This is a genomic window from Streptococcus danieliae, from assembly GCF_013415245.1.
In the GTDB taxonomy this organism is placed as follows: Bacteria; Bacillota; Bacilli; order Lactobacillales; family Streptococcaceae; genus Streptococcus; species Streptococcus danieliae_A.
Genome location: NZ_JACBXX010000228.1, coordinates 1 through 16585 on the forward strand (window position 1 = coordinate 1; position 16585 = coordinate 16585).

General features: G+C 48.0%; 14 protein-coding genes. All 14 read right to left on the reverse strand.

Annotation, left to right across the window (positions count from 1 at the left end; all coding sequences use genetic code 11):
* Positions 1–161: 161 nt before the first annotated feature.
* Positions 162–2240, reverse strand: coding sequence for an elongation factor G (fusA, locus tag HZY94_RS09730; protein ID WP_160332795.1), 2079 nt, complete (start codon positions 2238–2240; stop codon positions 162–164).
* Positions 2241–2454: 214 nt separating this feature from the next.
* Positions 2455–2925, reverse strand: coding sequence for a 30S ribosomal protein S7 (gene rpsG / locus HZY94_RS09735; RefSeq protein ID WP_160332796.1), 471 nt, complete (start codon positions 2923–2925; stop codon positions 2455–2457).
* Positions 2926–2943: 18 nt separating this feature from the next.
* Entirely contained in the window at positions 2944–3357 is a 414-nt protein-coding gene (rpsL, locus tag HZY94_RS09740) for a 30S ribosomal protein S12 (RefSeq protein ID WP_135038061.1), read from the reverse strand.
* Between the two features lie 230 nt (positions 3358–3587).
* Positions 3588–4196 carry a hypothetical protein gene (locus tag HZY94_RS09745; RefSeq protein ID WP_160332797.1) on the reverse strand — a complete coding sequence of 203 codons (609 nt, stop codon included), beginning with the start codon at positions 4194–4196 and terminating at the stop codon, positions 3588–3590.
* Positions 4193–5029, reverse strand: a complete 837-nt coding sequence (gene purR / locus HZY94_RS09750) for a pur operon repressor (protein WP_160332798.1) — start codon at positions 5027–5029, stop codon at positions 4193–4195. Before purR ends, HZY94_RS09745 begins: the two co-directional genes overlap by 4 nt.
* 75 nt (positions 5030–5104) lie before the next feature.
* Positions 5105–6049 carry a 3'-5' exoribonuclease YhaM family protein gene (locus HZY94_RS09755; RefSeq protein WP_179925958.1) on the reverse strand — a complete coding sequence of 315 codons (945 nt, stop codon included), beginning with the start codon at positions 6047–6049 and terminating at the stop codon, positions 5105–5107.
* Complete coding sequence (locus HZY94_RS09760; RefSeq protein ID WP_179925959.1) at positions 6039–7289, reverse strand: DNA recombination protein RmuC; 1251 nt, start codon at positions 7287–7289, stop codon at positions 6039–6041. Before HZY94_RS09760 ends, HZY94_RS09755 begins: the two co-directional genes overlap by 11 nt.
* A gap of 2 nt (positions 7290–7291) precedes the next feature.
* Positions 7292–7927 carry a thiamine diphosphokinase gene (locus tag HZY94_RS09765; protein ID WP_179925960.1) on the reverse strand — a complete coding sequence of 212 codons (636 nt, stop codon included), beginning with the start codon at positions 7925–7927 and terminating at the stop codon, positions 7292–7294.
* Positions 7920–8585, reverse strand: coding sequence for a ribulose-phosphate 3-epimerase (gene rpe / locus HZY94_RS09770; protein ID WP_179925961.1), 666 nt, complete (start codon positions 8583–8585; stop codon positions 7920–7922). Before rpe ends, HZY94_RS09765 begins: the two co-directional genes overlap by 8 nt.
* The gene (gene rsgA, locus HZY94_RS09775; protein ID WP_179925962.1) at positions 8582–9451 is read right to left on the reverse strand and encodes a ribosome small subunit-dependent GTPase A; all 870 of its coding nucleotides are present in this window, start codon (positions 9449–9451) and stop codon (positions 8582–8584) included. The genes rpe and rsgA overlap by 4 nt, the downstream gene beginning before the upstream one ends.
* An 8-nt stretch (positions 9452–9459) precedes the next feature.
* Positions 9460–10332 carry a 16S rRNA (adenine(1518)-N(6)/adenine(1519)-N(6))-dimethyltransferase RsmA gene (rsmA, locus tag HZY94_RS09780; protein WP_179923573.1) on the reverse strand — a complete coding sequence of 291 codons (873 nt, stop codon included), beginning with the start codon at positions 10330–10332 and terminating at the stop codon, positions 9460–9462.
* A 147-nt stretch (positions 10333–10479) separates the two neighbouring features.
* Positions 10480–10716, reverse strand: a complete 237-nt coding sequence (locus tag HZY94_RS09785; RefSeq protein WP_179925963.1) for a GlsB/YeaQ/YmgE family stress response membrane protein — start codon at positions 10714–10716, stop codon at positions 10480–10482.
* 9 nt (positions 10717–10725) lie between these two features.
* A complete protein-coding gene (locus tag HZY94_RS09790) occupies positions 10726–11958 on the reverse strand; it encodes an aminopeptidase (protein ID WP_179925964.1) in 1233 nt (410 codons plus the stop codon).
* 27 nt (positions 11959–11985) lie between these two features.
* Positions 11986–16365: a PolC-type DNA polymerase III gene (locus tag HZY94_RS09795; protein WP_179925965.1), complete on the reverse strand. Its 4380-nt coding sequence runs from the start codon at positions 16363–16365 to the stop codon at positions 11986–11988.
* Positions 16366–16585 lie beyond the last annotated feature (220 nt).

Sequence of the window (16585 nt, forward strand, 5' to 3'; positions counted from 1 at the left end):
ATAAAGCAATTCCTATTCTGATGTTTTTTCCACTTATCAGTTTACTAGGAATTGCTTTTTTTTGCACTCTGAATTACAAAAAAAGTTGCATGGAGAGAAAGCTTTCCACACAACTTATTATAGAACCCTCTTTTTCTACTTTTACAAGCAGTCGTTAAGGATTATTCACCTTTTGCTTTTGCAACGATTGCTTCTTGTACAGACTTAGGTACATCTTCGTAGTGGTCAAATACCATCATGAAGGTACCACGTCCTTGTGATGCTGAACGAAGAACAGTTGCATAACCGAACATTTCAGCAAGTGGTACATAAGCACGAACGATTTGGCTGTTACCGTGTGCTTCCATACCGTCAACACGTCCACGACGAGCTGTTACGTGACCCATAACATCACCAAGGTTCTCTTCTGGAACAGTGATTGTTACAAGCATCATTGGTTCAAGAATTGCTGGTTGAGCAGTCTTAGCAGCTTCTTTAAGGGCAAGAGATGCTGCGATCTTGAAGGCAGTTTCAGATGAGTCGACATCGTGGTAAGAACCATCGTAAAGTTTAGCTTTCACGTCTACAAGTGGGTAACCTGCAAGAACACCGTTAGCCATTGACTCAACCAAACCTTTTTCTACGGCTGGTACGAATTCACGTGGAACCACACCACCGACGATTGCGTTTTCGAACTCGAATCCTGCTCCTTCTTCGTTTGGTGTAAATTCAATCCATACATCACCGAATTGACCTTTACCACCAGATTGACGTTTGAAGAATCCACGTGCTTGAGTAGCTGCACGGAAGGTTTCACGGTAAGATACTTGAGGAGCACCTACGTTAGCTTCAACCTTGAATTCACGTTTCATACGGTCAACAAGGACATCCAAGTGCAACTCACCCATACCAGAGATAACTGTTTCACCAGTTTCAACGTTTGTTTCAACGCGGAAAGTTGGATCTTCTTCAGCCAATTTTTGAAGGGCAATACCCATTTTATCTTGGTCAGCTTTTGATTTTGGCTCAACCATCAATTGGATAACTGGCTCAGGAACGTTGATAGACTCAAGAATAACTTTAGCTTTCTCGTCTGTCAATGAGTCACCAGTTGTAGTATCTTTCAAACCAACGGCAGCAGCGATATCACCAGAGTAAACTGTTTCAATCTCTTGACGGCTGTTCGCGTGCATTTGGAGGATACGTCCGATACGCTCACGTTTACCTTTTGAGGTATTCATAACGTAAGAACCTGAGTTCAAGACACCAGAGTAAACACGGAAGAAAGTCAAACGACCAACGAATGGGTCTGTCATGATCTTGAAGGCAAGAGCTGCAAATGGCTCTTCATCAGATGCAGGACGAGTTTCTTCTTCTTCAGTATCTGGGTTAATCCCTTTGATAGCAGGGATATCAAGTGGGCTTGGAAGGTAGTCAAGAACCGCATCCAACATCAATTGAACCCCTTTGTTCTTGAAGGCAGAACCACAAAGAACTGGGTAGAATTCTACGTTGATAGTTGCTGTACGGATAGCTGCTTTCAACTCTTCGTTTGTGATTTCTTCCCCTTCAAGATACTTCATCATCAAGTCTTCGTCAGTTTCTGCAACTGCTTCAACCAATTTTTCACGGTATTCTTGAGCTTGCTCAAGGTATTCAGCTGGGATGTCCTCTTCAAGGATATCTGTACCAAGGTCGTTGGTGTAGATTTCAGCCTTCATCTTGATCAAGTCGATGATTCCACGGAAGTCATCTTCTGCACCGATTGGCAATTGAATTGGGTGTGCGTTTGCTTGCAAACGGTCATGAAGAGTGCTTACTGAGTAAAGGAAGTCCGCACCAATCTTATCCATTTTGTTCGCAAATACGATACGAGGAACACCGTATTCAGTTGCTTGACGCCATACAGTTTCTGTTTGTGGCTCAACACCTGATTGAGAGTCCAATACAGTTACCGCACCATCCAAAACGCGAAGGGAACGTTGTACCTCGATTGTGAAGTCCACGTGTCCTGGGGTATCGATGATGTTAACACGAGTATCTTTCCATTGAGCTGTTGTCGCAGCAGAAGTGATGGTGATTCCACGCTCTTGCTCTTGCTCCATCCAGTCCATTTGTGAAGCCCCTTCGTGGGTTTCACCGATCTTGTGGATTTTACCAGTGTAGTAAAGGATCCGCTCAGTAGTAGTAGTTTTACCAGCATCAACGTGGGCCATGATACCGATATTACGAGTTTTTTCTAATGAAAATTCGCGAGCCATTTGTCTCTCCTATATTTTATTTTTTTATTATTATACCATATTCCAAGAAAAGCAGATAGGTAAGACCCACCCGCTTCTCCTGTATACTGTATTTTCTTCTCCTATTTGATGCAAAAATAGAAAGAAGGATTAAGAATAATAGGCAGGCTAAGCACTGACCAAAAAGAATAATCTCTGTTTGACCAGGTACTTGGTAAAGCCCTGTCTCCTATTCTTACCAGCGGAAGTGTGCGAAGGCACGGTTAGCCTCAGCCATACGGTGAGTATCTTCGCGTTTCTTAACAGCTCCACCAGTGTTGTTAGCTGCATCCATGATTTCTTTTGCAAGACGGTCTTGCATTGTGTGCTCACCACGAGCACGAGCAATTTGTACCAACCAACGAAGACCTAGAGTTGTACGACGCTCTGGACGTACTTCAACTGGGACTTGGTAGTTAGAACCACCGACACGGCGTGCACGTACTTCAAGTACAGGCATGATGTTTTCCAATGCTTGCTCAAATACTTCAAGTGCATCGTTGCCAGTAGCTTCTTTAATTTGATCAAAAGCACCATAAACGATTGATGCCGCTGTACCACGTTTACCGTCCATCATAACACGGTTGATCAAACGTGTTACCAATTTAGAATTGTAAAGTGGATCTGCTAATACTTCGCGCTTAGGCGCTTGGTTTTTACGACTCATTCTCTCTTATCCCCCTTCTTATCCTTTAGGACGTTTAGTACCGTATTTAGAACGACCTTGTTTACGATCATTAACACCGGCTGTATCCAAAGCACCACGGACGATATGGTAACGTACCCCTGGAAGGTCCTTTACACGTCCACCACGGATAAGAACCACACTGTGCTCTTGCAAGTTGTGTCCGATACCTGGGATGTAAGCAGTTACCTCGATCAAGTTGCTCAAACGTACACGAGCAAATTTACGAAGGGCTGAGTTTGGTTTTTTAGGTGTCATGGTACCAACACGAGTAGCAACACCACGTTTTTGTGGTGAGTTTTCACGAGTTGGAACACGTTTCAAGCTGTTGTAACCAACGTTCAAAGCTGGTGATTTAGATTTTTCTACTTTTGATTTACGCGGTTTGCGAACCAATTGGTTAATTGTAGGCATCTACATTCTCCTGTAATTTTTTATTTTTGGATATCAGGCACTGGTGACAGCCCTGAAGCGGTGTACTTTTGCAACATTTGTCAGCACGTCTCTGTACACTTTTGAGAGACCAAAAGTAAAAAGTACCGTCAACTATAATACCAAACCTCCAGGACTCTGTCAAACATTTTTAGGAAAAAAGCAAAAGAAAATCAGCTCCTCTGTTGCCAAAAGCGCTGATTCCTTTTCTCTTATTCCGTAGGTACGGACGGTTCCACAGGAGTTACTGGGACCGTTTCTGTCACAACCGGTTGAGTCGGTTGTTCAATGTATTCTGGTGCTGGTATTACCGGTTGTTCCACGTAGGTCGTTACCTGACTAGAGGCCGGTGTTACAGGTGCGGCCGGCGCTGGTGCAACCGGTGCTCCAGATGAAACAGGTGCAGCTGGTTCAGCAGCGCTCTCCTGAGAGCTTGATGCAGAAGCAGCCGTCAAGGCATCAAAATCCAAACCAAGGGCGTTAGCAACAGCTTTCAAGCGATCTAGAAGTTCATTTTTCTGATCCCCATCTGCTAACGCTTCAACCTTTTCTTTTGCAGCTCGTAGGTTGGCTTCATTCTGCTCTTTTTCGGCTTTTTTAACCGCTTCTTCGGCTTCCTCAAGAGCCTTCTCTTCTTTCGATTGGCTGCTAGAGGAACTGGAAGATTGAGACGGTGCTGTAATCGTTGTTTTGGCCTGCTGACTCCGTTGCATACTGCGGGCCATGACTAGCCCCATCATCAAGACCACCATCAAAAGGGCTAGGATAAAAATTCGCACCCAAATTGAACTTTGGTCAATCCTATCTAAAAACTGCTTCACTCTGTAACCTCATTCATACTTTCTGTAAAAATATTTCCAAGCTCTACGTCGACCTGCATAGCATCTACGTCAATCTTGGTCACCCGCAAGAGGGAACGGTAATCAAAAGCTTCCCGCTTCTCCTGAGCATTATCCGCAAAAACGGCAACTCCAGCCAAACTGGAATCAAATTCATCCAACAGGCTGATCATCCCTCGGATGGTTCCCCCACCCTTGAGGAAGTCGTCCACAATCAAGACGCGACTACCAGCTGGCAGGCTCCGTTTGGATAGGAACATTTTTTCAATCCGAGAGCTGGAACCAGAGGCATAATTGACACTAACCGTAGAGCCCTCTGTAATTTTCAAATCACGACGCACAATCACAAAAGGAACATTCAAGACATTGGCAACTGCATTGGCCAAGGGAACTCCCTTGGTCGCTACCGTCATAACCGCATCAATCGGCTCATCCTGGAAGGTCTTGGCAATAATCCGGCCAATACTCTTTAACAAGATTGGATTGCTCAACAAGTCGGAAAGGTAAATATAGCCACCGGGCAGAATCCGATTGCTTGCAGAGAGTTGCTGCCGCAGCTCTTCCCCGATTTGTAGACTTTCTTCTTGAGAGATAGAGGGTTTGAAGATGACTCCGCCACCGGCACCAGTAATGGTCTCGATATGGCCCACCTCCATCTCCTCAAAGGCCCGTTTGATAATTACGATGTCTTCGGAGATAGAAGACTTAGCCGTTTGATACTTGGAGGCAAATGTATTAAGACCCGTTAATTCATAGGGGTGGTTGATCAGATAATTGGAAATAACCACCATCCGCTCACTTCTTCTTAATTTCATTTTCCCTAACCTGTTTTCTATTTTTTACAATTATATCACACAAATTGAAAAAACGTTCGGCTTTTTTGGAAGTAGCTAGTTATTCAATTGCGGTTTGTAGAAATTTCGATTGTCAAGGGCGAAAATCCGGGCGGTCATTTCTCCGGGTCCGACTTTTTCCAAAGCACTGGTCATCATCATCATACCCGCATCCATATTGTCAATCATGTGGATCATCTCCGCTTCCATAAGCTGGGGACGAACAGGGCTACCATATTCCAAGAGGCCGTGGTGGCTCAACACAACGTGGCGCAGAACAATCACGTCCTCCTTCTCATCGTCAATGCCCAACTCTACCAAAACCTTGGTAATCTCTTCATCAATCAAGGCAATATGGCCAATTAAATTCCCACGAATGGTATATTCTGTCTGGTCAGGACCGCTTAACTCAATGACTTTGGCTAAGTCATGAAGCAAAATGCCTGCAATCATTAAACTCAAATTCAACTGCGGATAAATTTGGGCAATAGCTTGGGCCAGGCGGACCATGGTCGCGGTATGAAAGGCCAAACCGGTTTCAAAGGCATGATGGTTGGTCTTAGCCGCTGGATAGCTATAAAAGGCCTGGTCATGTTTTTGGAAGAGAGCACGGACAACTCGCTGCCAGACTGGATTCTCAATTTGGAAAATCGATTCGGAAATATACTCCCGCAATTGATTCGGGTCAACTGGCGGTTCCTCCTTATAAAGACTCGGGTCTGTTGGCTCCCCAGCTCGAGCCAAACGCATGGCCAACTGGTTGACTTGTGGGGTGTTGTTGTAAACCTCCCGTCGTCCACGCATAAAAACCACGCGCCCAGCTTGAAACTCTTCGACATTTTTCTCTTGGGCATCCCAGAGCTTGCCCTCAATTTCTCCCGTATTGTCTTGGAAGGTAAAGGCCAAATAATTTTTCCCCGCTCGGGTTTGCCGCAAATCTGCTTTTTTAATCAGGTAGAACCCTTCAAAGAGCTCATCCTTTTTCATGTGATTAATCTTCATCCTCTATCTCCTCCGTCCACATCAGTAACTGGTTTAAATCCAGTTCTTCCTGAACTTCAATCTGGCGTAAGCTCCGCTCAATGGCCCGCGTCCGTACACCAATCAACTGTTCCAAACTGCCACTGGCAGTCCGCAATTGCTCCTGGGTTTTGTCCAAGACCCGTCCAAAATTTTGGAATTCCTTTTTGACGGCTGACAGGACCAAACTAATATCCTCTGCATTCTTCTGGAGATGCAGGGTTTTGAAACCAACAGCTAGAGAGTTAAGCAAGGCTGCCAGCGTTGACGGACCTGCTAAAACCACCTTCTCTTCCTTGCGCAGCTGGTCCATGAATTGGGGTTCCCGCACCAGCTCTGCGTAGAGGGCTTCGGTTGATAAAAACAAAATTCCAAAATCCGTTGTCCGTGGCGGTGCCAGGTACTTGTTATGAATATCTCGGGCAAAGCCCCTAACTGCTCGCAACAGGTCCTTACGAGCCACTGCCACCGCATCCTTATCGCCCTCTTCAAAGGCTGCTTCCAAACGGTAGTAGGACTCCAGCGGAAACTTGGCATCAATGGGCAGATAGATTGCTTCCCCAGCCTGGCCGGGAAACTTGATAGCATATTCCACCCGGTTCCGCGATTCAGGCACCAGGGCGAACTCCTTCTCATACTGATGGGGCGCTAAAATATCTTCTAGAATCTGACCCAACTGGATTTCTCCGAGAATCCCCCGGCTCTTACTGCCCGACAGAATCTTGTTAAGATTGCCAACATCCTGGGCAACTGTTCGCATTTCCCCCAAACCCTTATTGACACTTTCCAATTGCTGGGACACGGTTTCAAAAGAAGCCCGCAAACGGCTTTGGAGGGTTGTTTCTAATTTCTCCTCCACCGTTTGGCGCATGGCTTCGAGCCGGGCTTCGTTGGATTCCTGCAAGCGCCGTATGCCCTGCTCGGTCTGCTCACGACTTTGAGACAAACTGCTCCGCACCTCGGCCCGCAAAACTTGCATCTCTTCTTGGATGGCTGCCTGTTGGCTGACCAGACGATCACTCAGCTGGAGTTCCAACTTTCCTTCTCGTAGCTGGGCATCCTTGGCCAATTCTGAAAAACGGAAGTCGAGTTGGTCCGACATCCGGTCCATGTGGTTCTCCCACTCCCGTTTTTCTTCTTCACGTCCTCCCCGCAGCCACTGATAAAGCTGGTAGGCCAAGAAGAGATTGGCTGCTCCCAAAAGAATCAGAATGATTTCCATAACTACTCCCTATCCCGTGAATAGATGATGATCACATAGCCCTTTTCAACCTTCACAGCAATCGGACGGTCAAGGAACTCATTGGATCCATAAATTTTTTTTAAAAAATAATTCGAAGCATTCAGTACATACTTAGCTCCTTCAATCTCAAGCGAGGTTGCTGGTTCTGGCATGAAGGAAATATAGTCATAACCCGGCTCTGGTTCCAGCTGCTGCCAGCCTGGACCTCGGTAAACCACTTGATTTTCCGCATCCACTAGGCGCACTCGCTCCAAAAGCGGAATAAATTCTGATTGGCTGGGCCAGAATAAATTGGCTAAGCTATGGTCCAAACGTCCACCCAAGGCCCCATAGACCACCACATCCCCTTGGGGAAAATGCTCCAGCACAATCCGCAAGGCCACTTCTAAATCGGTATCGTTCTTCTCTGCAGGCAACTCCACCCAGTGCTTGGCAGCTACAAAAATCTGCTCTCGCTGCTCCGCTGTCACGGAATCAAAATCACCAACAGCCCAATCCAAGGGGAGCCCCGCCTCCATCAAGGCCACACAACCGCGATCCACCCCAATCGTCACTTGATCTTCAAGTGGTAAGGAGAGCCCCAAGGGCCCTCCTGCAACAATCATAATCTTAGTCATTCACAGTTAACACTTGACGGAGCTTGTCCATCCCCTCTTCAAGACCACCATTAAACAAGTAGCTACCCGCTACAAAAACATTAGCTCCTGCTTGAGCTACCAGTTCAATGGTCTGATCGTCAATCCCACCATCCACTTCGATGTCGAAGTCCAAGCCCTTGGCCTGACGTAGGTCCGCCAATTGACGAATCTTATCCAGGGTTTCTGGTAGGAAGGCTTGGCCCCCAAAACCAGGATTCACCGTCATCACCAAGACCTGATCTACCAAGCCCAACACATGTTCAATAGCAGCAACCGGGGTTCCAGGATTAATCACAACACTGGCCTTCATCCCCATTTGGCGGATACGCTGCAAGGCTCCATGAATATGCGGTGTCGCTTCCACATGAATGCTGATAATATCAGCGCCGGCACGCGCAAACTCTTCCAAATGATCCTCCGGATTGCTGACCATGAGATGGCAATCAAACACCAATTGGCTATGGCGGCGCAAGCTAGCAACAACACCAGCTCCAAAACTAATGTTGGGAACAAAGTGCCCATCCATAATATCAATATGCACGTATTCGGCTCCACTCGCCTCGATCCGTTTCATATCGGTTTCAAAATTCGCGTAGTCTGCACTAAGAATCGATGGGGCAATATAGAATTTTCTCATTTTTTTCCTCCCTTTTTGTAGGTCACCCGGCGTTGCTCCACTTCACTGAGGAGCTGCAAATAGTTTTCATAACGGAAGGCCGCAATCGCGCCTTCCTCCACGGCTGGCTGGACAGCACAAGCCGGTTCGTGGCGATGGGTACAGGTCCGGAATTTGCAGTCATGGCTGAACCTGCGAATTTCCGGAAAAGCATTATTGAGATCTTCGGCCTGATTGATTTCATAATCAAGCGAAGAAAAGCCTGGGGTATCCGCAATTTTACCACCGAAGACATCGTAAAGGGTTACGGCCCGCGTCGTGTGACGTCCCCGGCCAAGACTCGAGGAAATTTCTCCAGTCTCCAGCTCCAAGTCTGGAGCCAAACGGTTGAGCAAGGTTGACTTGCCAACCCCCGTCTGGCCCATAAAGACGGTCAACTGGTCCTGCAAGAGAGGCTCCAGTTCCTCCAACTGGTAAACCATGGGATAGCTAATACTGGTATAGACTTCCTGGATTGCCAGTAATTCTCCCAAATCTTCCAACAAATCGGTTTTGGTCAAATAGATAATAGGCTTAATCCCCTTGTGTTCCAACAGGACTAAAAAGCGATCCAAGAGATTGAGATTCAAATCCGGTTCCCGGACAGAAACCAGGACCACCGCCTGATCAATATTGACAATCGGAGGCCGAACAAGCTCATTCTTCCGCTCCGAAATGGCTAAAATATAACCCTCTGATTGCTGGTCTGCGGAAAACTCGACCCAGTCTCCGACATAGGGAGTCTGGCCTTTTTTCCGGAAATTTCCCCGGGCCCGGGTCTGGTAGGCCTGCCCGTCTGCTTCCACATAGTAGAAGCCAGCCAAGGCTTTAATAATGCGTCCTTGCAAATTCTTTCTTATCCTTTCTCTGCCTCAAGGGCTCGCGCTAGGCTGGCAAATTCTGCCAAGCCCAGTGTTTCTCCTCTAACGCTTGGTGCAATGCCTGCCACTTCCAAGGAGCGTGTTAGCCAGTCCTTGGTTTCTGGATCCTTGCCAAAATAGGCTTGCAAATTATTCCAGAGGGTCTTACGGCGATGGTGGAAACTGGCCTTGACCAGTTTAAAGTAAAAGTCCTCGTCAGCGACTTCCACGGCCGGTTGAGGGAGGCGTGTCATTTTTAAAATCGCACTATCCACGTTCGGCGCAGGTACAAACACGGTCCGTGGTACGATAAAGGCCACCTTGGCTTCCATATAGTACTGGACGGCGACCGATAGGGAGCCGTAGTCCTTGGTCCCGGGCTGCGCCGAGATGCGATCCGCCACTTCTTTTTGCATCATGACAATAAATTCCGCAAAGGGAATACCACTTTCTAGAAGATGCATCAGAATTGGCGTTGTGATGTAATACGGCAGGTTAGCTACTACCTTAATCGGCAGGTCGGGGTTGCGGAAGCGGCTGATTTGCTCGGCCAAATTGACCTTGAGAATGTCGGCTTGAACCACTTGGACATTGTCAAAAGCGCTCAAGGTTTCCCCCAAAATCGGAATCAGACGTTCATCAATCTCAAAAGCCATGACTTCTGCAGCCTGCTCGGCCAAAAATTCCGTCAGAGCCCCAATTCCTGGACCAATCTCAATCACATTGACTTCGCGACTCAATTCCGCGCTATCTACGATTTTCTGCAAAATATTGGTATCCGTTAAAAAATTCTGGCCAAACGACTTCTTAAAAGTAAAGCCATGGCGTTCCAATACAGCACGTGTTACGCTATAATCTGCAATCCTCATATCTATATCCCATCTGAATCTTTTACTACTATTATACCCTATTCTTGAGCCCAAACCAAACAGAGTTCGGCTGATTCTCTTCTTTCATTAAAAACAAAAAATAACCGTTACCCCAAAAACAGGTAAACGGTCATTTCAAAATCGAATTTATCGGAAATCGTTGCGTCTCACAAAGAGCACCAAGACGATGCAGGCTCCCAAGATGGCGGGGATAAAGGGCAGCCCCCACAAACGAGGACCCCAGCTCCCAAACAGGAGCTGGCCTAGCCAAGACCCAACCCAACCGACCAGGATATTGCCCATACAGCCCATCCGATCTTCACGGTCGGTCAAGGCTGTCGCAATCAGTCCAGTTAAAAAGCCAGTTATCATCGATACAAGCATCGGAACCTCCTAGATAGCCCATTCTCCCTGACGGAAGATTGGCACCCGACTACCATCTGGACGAATACCATCAATGTCCATCTCACCGGAACCAATCATAAAATCTACATGGACATCCGATTGGTTGAGACCAGCTTCCTGGCGTTCCTCGACGGTCATTTCAGTTCCACCCTCCACACTAAAGGCATAGGCAGAGCCGATCGCTAAGTGGTTAGAAGCATTCTCATCAAAGAGCGTGTTGTAGAAGATAATCCCTGATTGTGAAATCGGACTTTGGTGAGGGACCAAGGCCACTTCTCCCAAGGATCTTGCTCCACGGTTCTCAAAGACCAGTTTTTCCAAGGTTTCTTGACCCCGGCTAGCTTCAACCTGGGTAATCTGACCGTCTTGGAAATGGACCTTGATTCCTTCAATGATGGTTCCATTGTAGCTAAGCGGTTTGGTGCTGGTTACATAGCCATCTGCCCGGCGATAGTCTGGTGCCGAGAAAACTTCTTCTGTCGGCATGTTGGCCAAGAAATAATCACCTGCTTCATTCCGACTGCCCGCACTTTCCCAATGATGGTTTTCTGGTAGTCCTAGAACCAAGTCTGTTCCAGGTGCTTGGTAGTGAAGGGCTGTGAATTGTTCCGCATTTAAAATAGCTGCCTTGGATTCCAAGCGTTCCTCATGATCAATCCAAGCTTGGATTGGGTCTGCCTCATAAACCCGACAAGTCTTGAAGATTTGATCCCAAAGCGCTTCTAAAGCTGCTTCCGGAGCTAGATCTGGGAAGACCTTCTCAGCCCAGGCTTGACCAGCAGCCGCAGCCACCAACCAGGAAACCTTATTGGATTGAGTAGCCTCACGTAGTGGAGCTAGGGCCTGACTAGCAGCTTTCACAACCATGGCCATCCGATCTCCCGGAACACCAGCCAGACCGTCTGGATCAATGGAGCGAAGAGCTAAGCGACTAACCCGATTTTCAATTTGATAGTTCATGCGGGTGATCACATAATCCGGAATCTCTGTTAAAAACTTCTCCTCCGCATGGAGCAATTCTTCTTTTTCGATGGCTTGATCAGTCCATTGCACCATTACATGACCGGCACCTTGGGCATAAGCTTCTGCGACTAGCAAGCGAGTGAAGGCAACCTGCTCCACTTCCGCATTAATCAACAGAATTTGCCCTTTTTGCACATTTAAACCGCGCTTGATTAAGAGATGAGCATATTTTTTCAAAAGATTTTCGAAATTTTCCATGTATTTCTCCTTTTCTAATTTTCAATTCTAAAACAATTCGTCAAAGAGACTGAGTTGGTTATCTTCCGGCATATTGCCCAAGATGCCCATTTCATTCATCTTATCAACAAGGGTTGAAGAGAGACCGCCCCGTTTGCGGAGCTCTGTCTTACTGAGGAACTCCCCTTCTTCACGCGCCGCCACCAGCTGCTTAGCAACGTTCTCGCCCAGACCTTCCAAGGCCACAAACGGTGGGATCAACTGGTCCCCATCAATGAGGAACTCGGTCGCCTGGCTGCGGTAAAGATCCAACTTGCCAAACACAAAACCGCGTTCCAACATCTCATTAACCAGCTCGAGAGTTGTATAGAGATCGTTTTCCACATTGGTAGCCTGGTTGTTTTTACGTTTTTCACGAATATCTTCCATCCGTGCCTTAACAGCCTCTAAGCCACCAGACATGGTTTTGAGTTCAAAGGCCTTGGCCCGAATGGAGAAGTAGGCACAGTAATAATAGATGGGATGGTGGACCTTGAAGTAGGCCACCCGGAGGGCCATCATAACATAGGCAGCCGCGTGGGCTTTGGGGAACATGTATTTGATTTTTCCACAGGACTCGATATACCACTCCGGCACATTGTTTTCCTTCATAGCCTCAATGTAACCATTGCGTTCCTCCTCGGAAATTTTCAACCACAGTCCCTTCCGCACACGCTCCATAATGGTAAAGGCCATCTTGGGATCCAGCCCCTTATGCATGAGGTAAACCATGATGTCGTCCCGACAACCGATAACCGTGGATAGGTCAGCAATGCCCTGGCGAATCAAGTCTTGAGCATTGCCCAACCAAACATCCGTTCCATGGGACAAGCCTGATAGCTGCAGCAACTCCGCAAAGGTTGTCGGATGGGTCTCATCCACCATCCCCCGAACAAAGTTGGTTCCAAATTCCGGAATTCCCAACATCCCCGTCGCCGTCCCAATCTGCTCCTCTGTCACACCGAGAATCTCGGTTCCCGAGAAGAGGGCCATCACTCCCGGATCATCAGCTGGGATTTCCTGCGGATCAATGCCCGATAAATCCTGCAACTTCCGAATCATGGTCGGATCATCATGTCCCAAGATATCCAGCTTCAAGACGTTTTCATCAATATCGTGGAAGTTGAAGTGGGTCGTCTGCCATTCCGCCGTCACATCATCTGCCGGATACTGGACAGGCGTGAAATCATAGACATCCATATAGTTGGGAATCACGACAATCCCCCCTGGGTGCTGACCCGTTGTTCGCTTGACCCCTGAAGCTCCCATCGCCAAGCGCTCAATTTCGGCTTCCGAATACATTTTTTGGTAGTCTCGTTCATAACCTTTGACAAAACCAAAAGCGGTCTTATCTGCCACGGTACCAACGGTTCCAGCCCGAAAGGCATATTCCGCTCCAAAGATATCTCGGACATCCAAGTGGGCACTTGGCTGGTCATCCCCTGAGAAGTTCAAGTCGATATCGGGAACCTTATCCCCGTCAAAGCCCAAGAAGGTCTCAAAGGGGATATCTTGTCCATCCTTTTTCAGGAGCTGGCCACAGTTAGGACAGTCCTTGTTGGGCAGGTCAAAACCAGAACCAACCGAACCGTCCGTGATAAATTCACTGTACTGACAGCCTGGACAGTAATAGTGGGGCGATAGAGGATTAACCTCGGTAATCCCAATCATCGTGGCTACAAAAGAAGAGCCGACAGATCCCCGAGAACCAACCAAGTAGCCCCGCTCATTGGACCGTTGCACCAACATTTGCGAGCTCAAGTAGATCACGGCAAAGCCATTTCCCAAGATCGAGGTCAGTTCCTTCTCAATCCGTAAATCGACCAGGTCCGGGAGCGGATTCCCGTACATTTCGAAGGCCTTCTCATAGGTTAGGCGGGCTACCTCTTCCTCTGCCCCTTCAATATAAGGCGTATAAAGATCATCCTTAACAACTTCCACCGCATCAAATTGTCGACTGAAGTTCTGAGTATTGGTCACCACAATCTCATAAGCCAGATCCTGACCTAGAAAGGCAAACTCATCCAACATCTCATTGGTCGTCCGGAAATGAGCCTGGGGTAGGGGAGCCGGCTCCGCCTTCTCCCCATAGCCAATCGGCCGGTTAATCATGGCTCCTTGCCCCAAACTCCGGACAATAATCTCTCGGTAAATGGCATCCTCTGGCTCAAGATAATGGACATTCCCCGTCGCCAACACCGGCTTCCCAGCCCGGCGACCGACCTCAATCAACTGCTTAATCAGGTTTTGAATCTCTTCTTCACTCTGCACCTGCTCCTGGGCCAGCAGCGGTGCATAAAGGGCGGGCGGCATAACTTCAATAAAGTCATACTGGGCCGCTACTTCTACCGCCTTGTCCAGCCCCTTACTAAGCAAGGTCTCAAAGACCTCCCCCTCCTGACAGGCCGACCCCATCAGCAGGCCTTCGCGATAATCTTCCAAAACCGACTTGGGAATCCGGGGCACACCTGAGAAATACTGGGTGTTGGACAGGGAAACCAGTTGAAAAAGATTTTTTAAACCAACCTGGTTTTGGACATACAAGGTCGCATGTTTGACCCGGGCCTTCTGATAAGAAGATGGATTGATAACCTGCTGGTTCAGCTGGTTCAGATTGGTCACCCCAAATTTTTCTGCTACATCCTTGATAAAGATAAACAGGAGCCGACCGGTTGCTTCCGCATCGTAATTGGCCATGTGGTGGTGCTCCAAGACAACCTGAAAGCGCTTAGTCAGAGGCCCCAAACCGTGACGTTTGTATTCCGGATAGAGATTGCGGGCAAATTCCAGCGTATCAATCACAGGCTGGCTAATAAGCGGTAAACCATGCCGCTCATAGTTGACATTCATAAAGCCCACGTCAAAGGTGGCATTATGGGCAACCAAGACAGCATCGCCACAGAAGTCTTGGAACTCCCGCAACACCTGCTCCAACGGTTTTGAACCCCGCACATGGTCATTGGTAATTCCCGTGAGGCTGGTTGTGAAGGCCGACAGGGGATGACCCGGATCGATAAACTCATCAAACTCCGCAATCACATTGCCCTTGTGCATTTTCGAAGCCGCCACCTGAATCAAATCATTATAGACAGCTGACAGTCCCGTGGTCTCCACGTCAAAGACCACATAGGTCGCATCCGACAGGTCTATCTCCTGCTCATTGTAGACAATCGGCACCCGGTCCTCAACCAGATTGGCCTCCATCCCATAAATCAGGCGCAGACCGGCCTTCTTGGCCGCCTTATAGCCATGTGGAAAACTCTGGACATTGCCGTGATCCGTAATAGCCAAGGCCTCATGACCCCAGCGACTCGCTGTCGCCACCAATTCCTCAACCTCTGGCAGGGCATCCATGGTCGACATATTGGTGTGCGCGTGGAATTCCACCCGCTTTTCCCCCTCTGGCATCAAATCCTTGCGGGGATGATGGCTAATCTCCTTGACTTGTTGAACATTCATGGTCAGAGACTGCGTGTATTGATTGAGTTCGACATTCCCCCGGACCCTAAGCCAGGAGTTTTTGCGAATCATATCAAATTTTTTCGCTTCCTCTTCATTTTTGACCCATTTTTGCAAGGCAAAACTGGATGTATAATCCGTCATCTTAAAGGAAATCAAAACACGACCCGTCCGCATAACCCGGTGCTCCAAGGCGAAAACATAACCCTCAAAGGTCAGTCCCCGTTCCTCCCCTTGCACCTCGATCATTGGCGTAATCTTGGACTTATCCAGAACCTCGGTCGATGGGGACCGTTGCCCATACTCAAAAGCCGGTGCAGGCGCCGGAGCTTCCTTGGGAAGGGACTCCTCCAGCGACGCCAAGGACTCCTGAGCCGCCAAAAGTGCTTGCGCCCGCTCCTCTTCAAAGAAAGTGCGCTCCACCTCCGACAAAGACTCCTCCACCTGTAGCTGACAAGCCAACTTGCCCAGACCAAAGTCCTCGAGAGCCTCCTCCAGACAGGGCAGATACTTCTTGGTGAAATGGTCCATATCCAAATTGGCCGCCCCTTTCAGGTAGAGCGTCTGACCCTCCAATACCACCTCGAGAGCTTGAAACAAGGACTTGAACCCCTGACTCGAACAAGGTCCCTCTTCAAAAGCCTCCCGATAGTAGGCCGCAACCAAGTTCGGCTCCAAAACCACTTCACGCGCCCGAATCCGAAAACGAGCCTGATTGCCAGTTTTGGAAAATTCCTCTGTCAACTGCTGCTTGAGAACCCGATAAGCCGCAATTGGCAAAACCTGATCAAAAACAAAGGTGAAGTCCCAAATCCGACTCTTTTCATGTAAGATTACCGAATCCAGCTCCGCCCCTTGAAACAGAGGAGACTGCAAAAACTCCCCCGGCAAAGCTATCTGATTCATTAAAAGCTGAAATGTATTCTCCATGAGCCCCTCCTGTATCCTTCTATTTTAACACAGAGCCCGAAGGAGGACAAAAAAGACCCCGTGAAAAACAAAAATAGCCTCACTTAGAGATACTCCCGACTTTATCACCTAAAAATAGACAAAGACCAGCTAACCCCTTGTGCCCCAAGGGATTTGGCTAGTCTTTTTTCTTATTTGGGTGTTGTATATGGAGCCTTAGCGTAGTTTTTTAGCTCTTCAA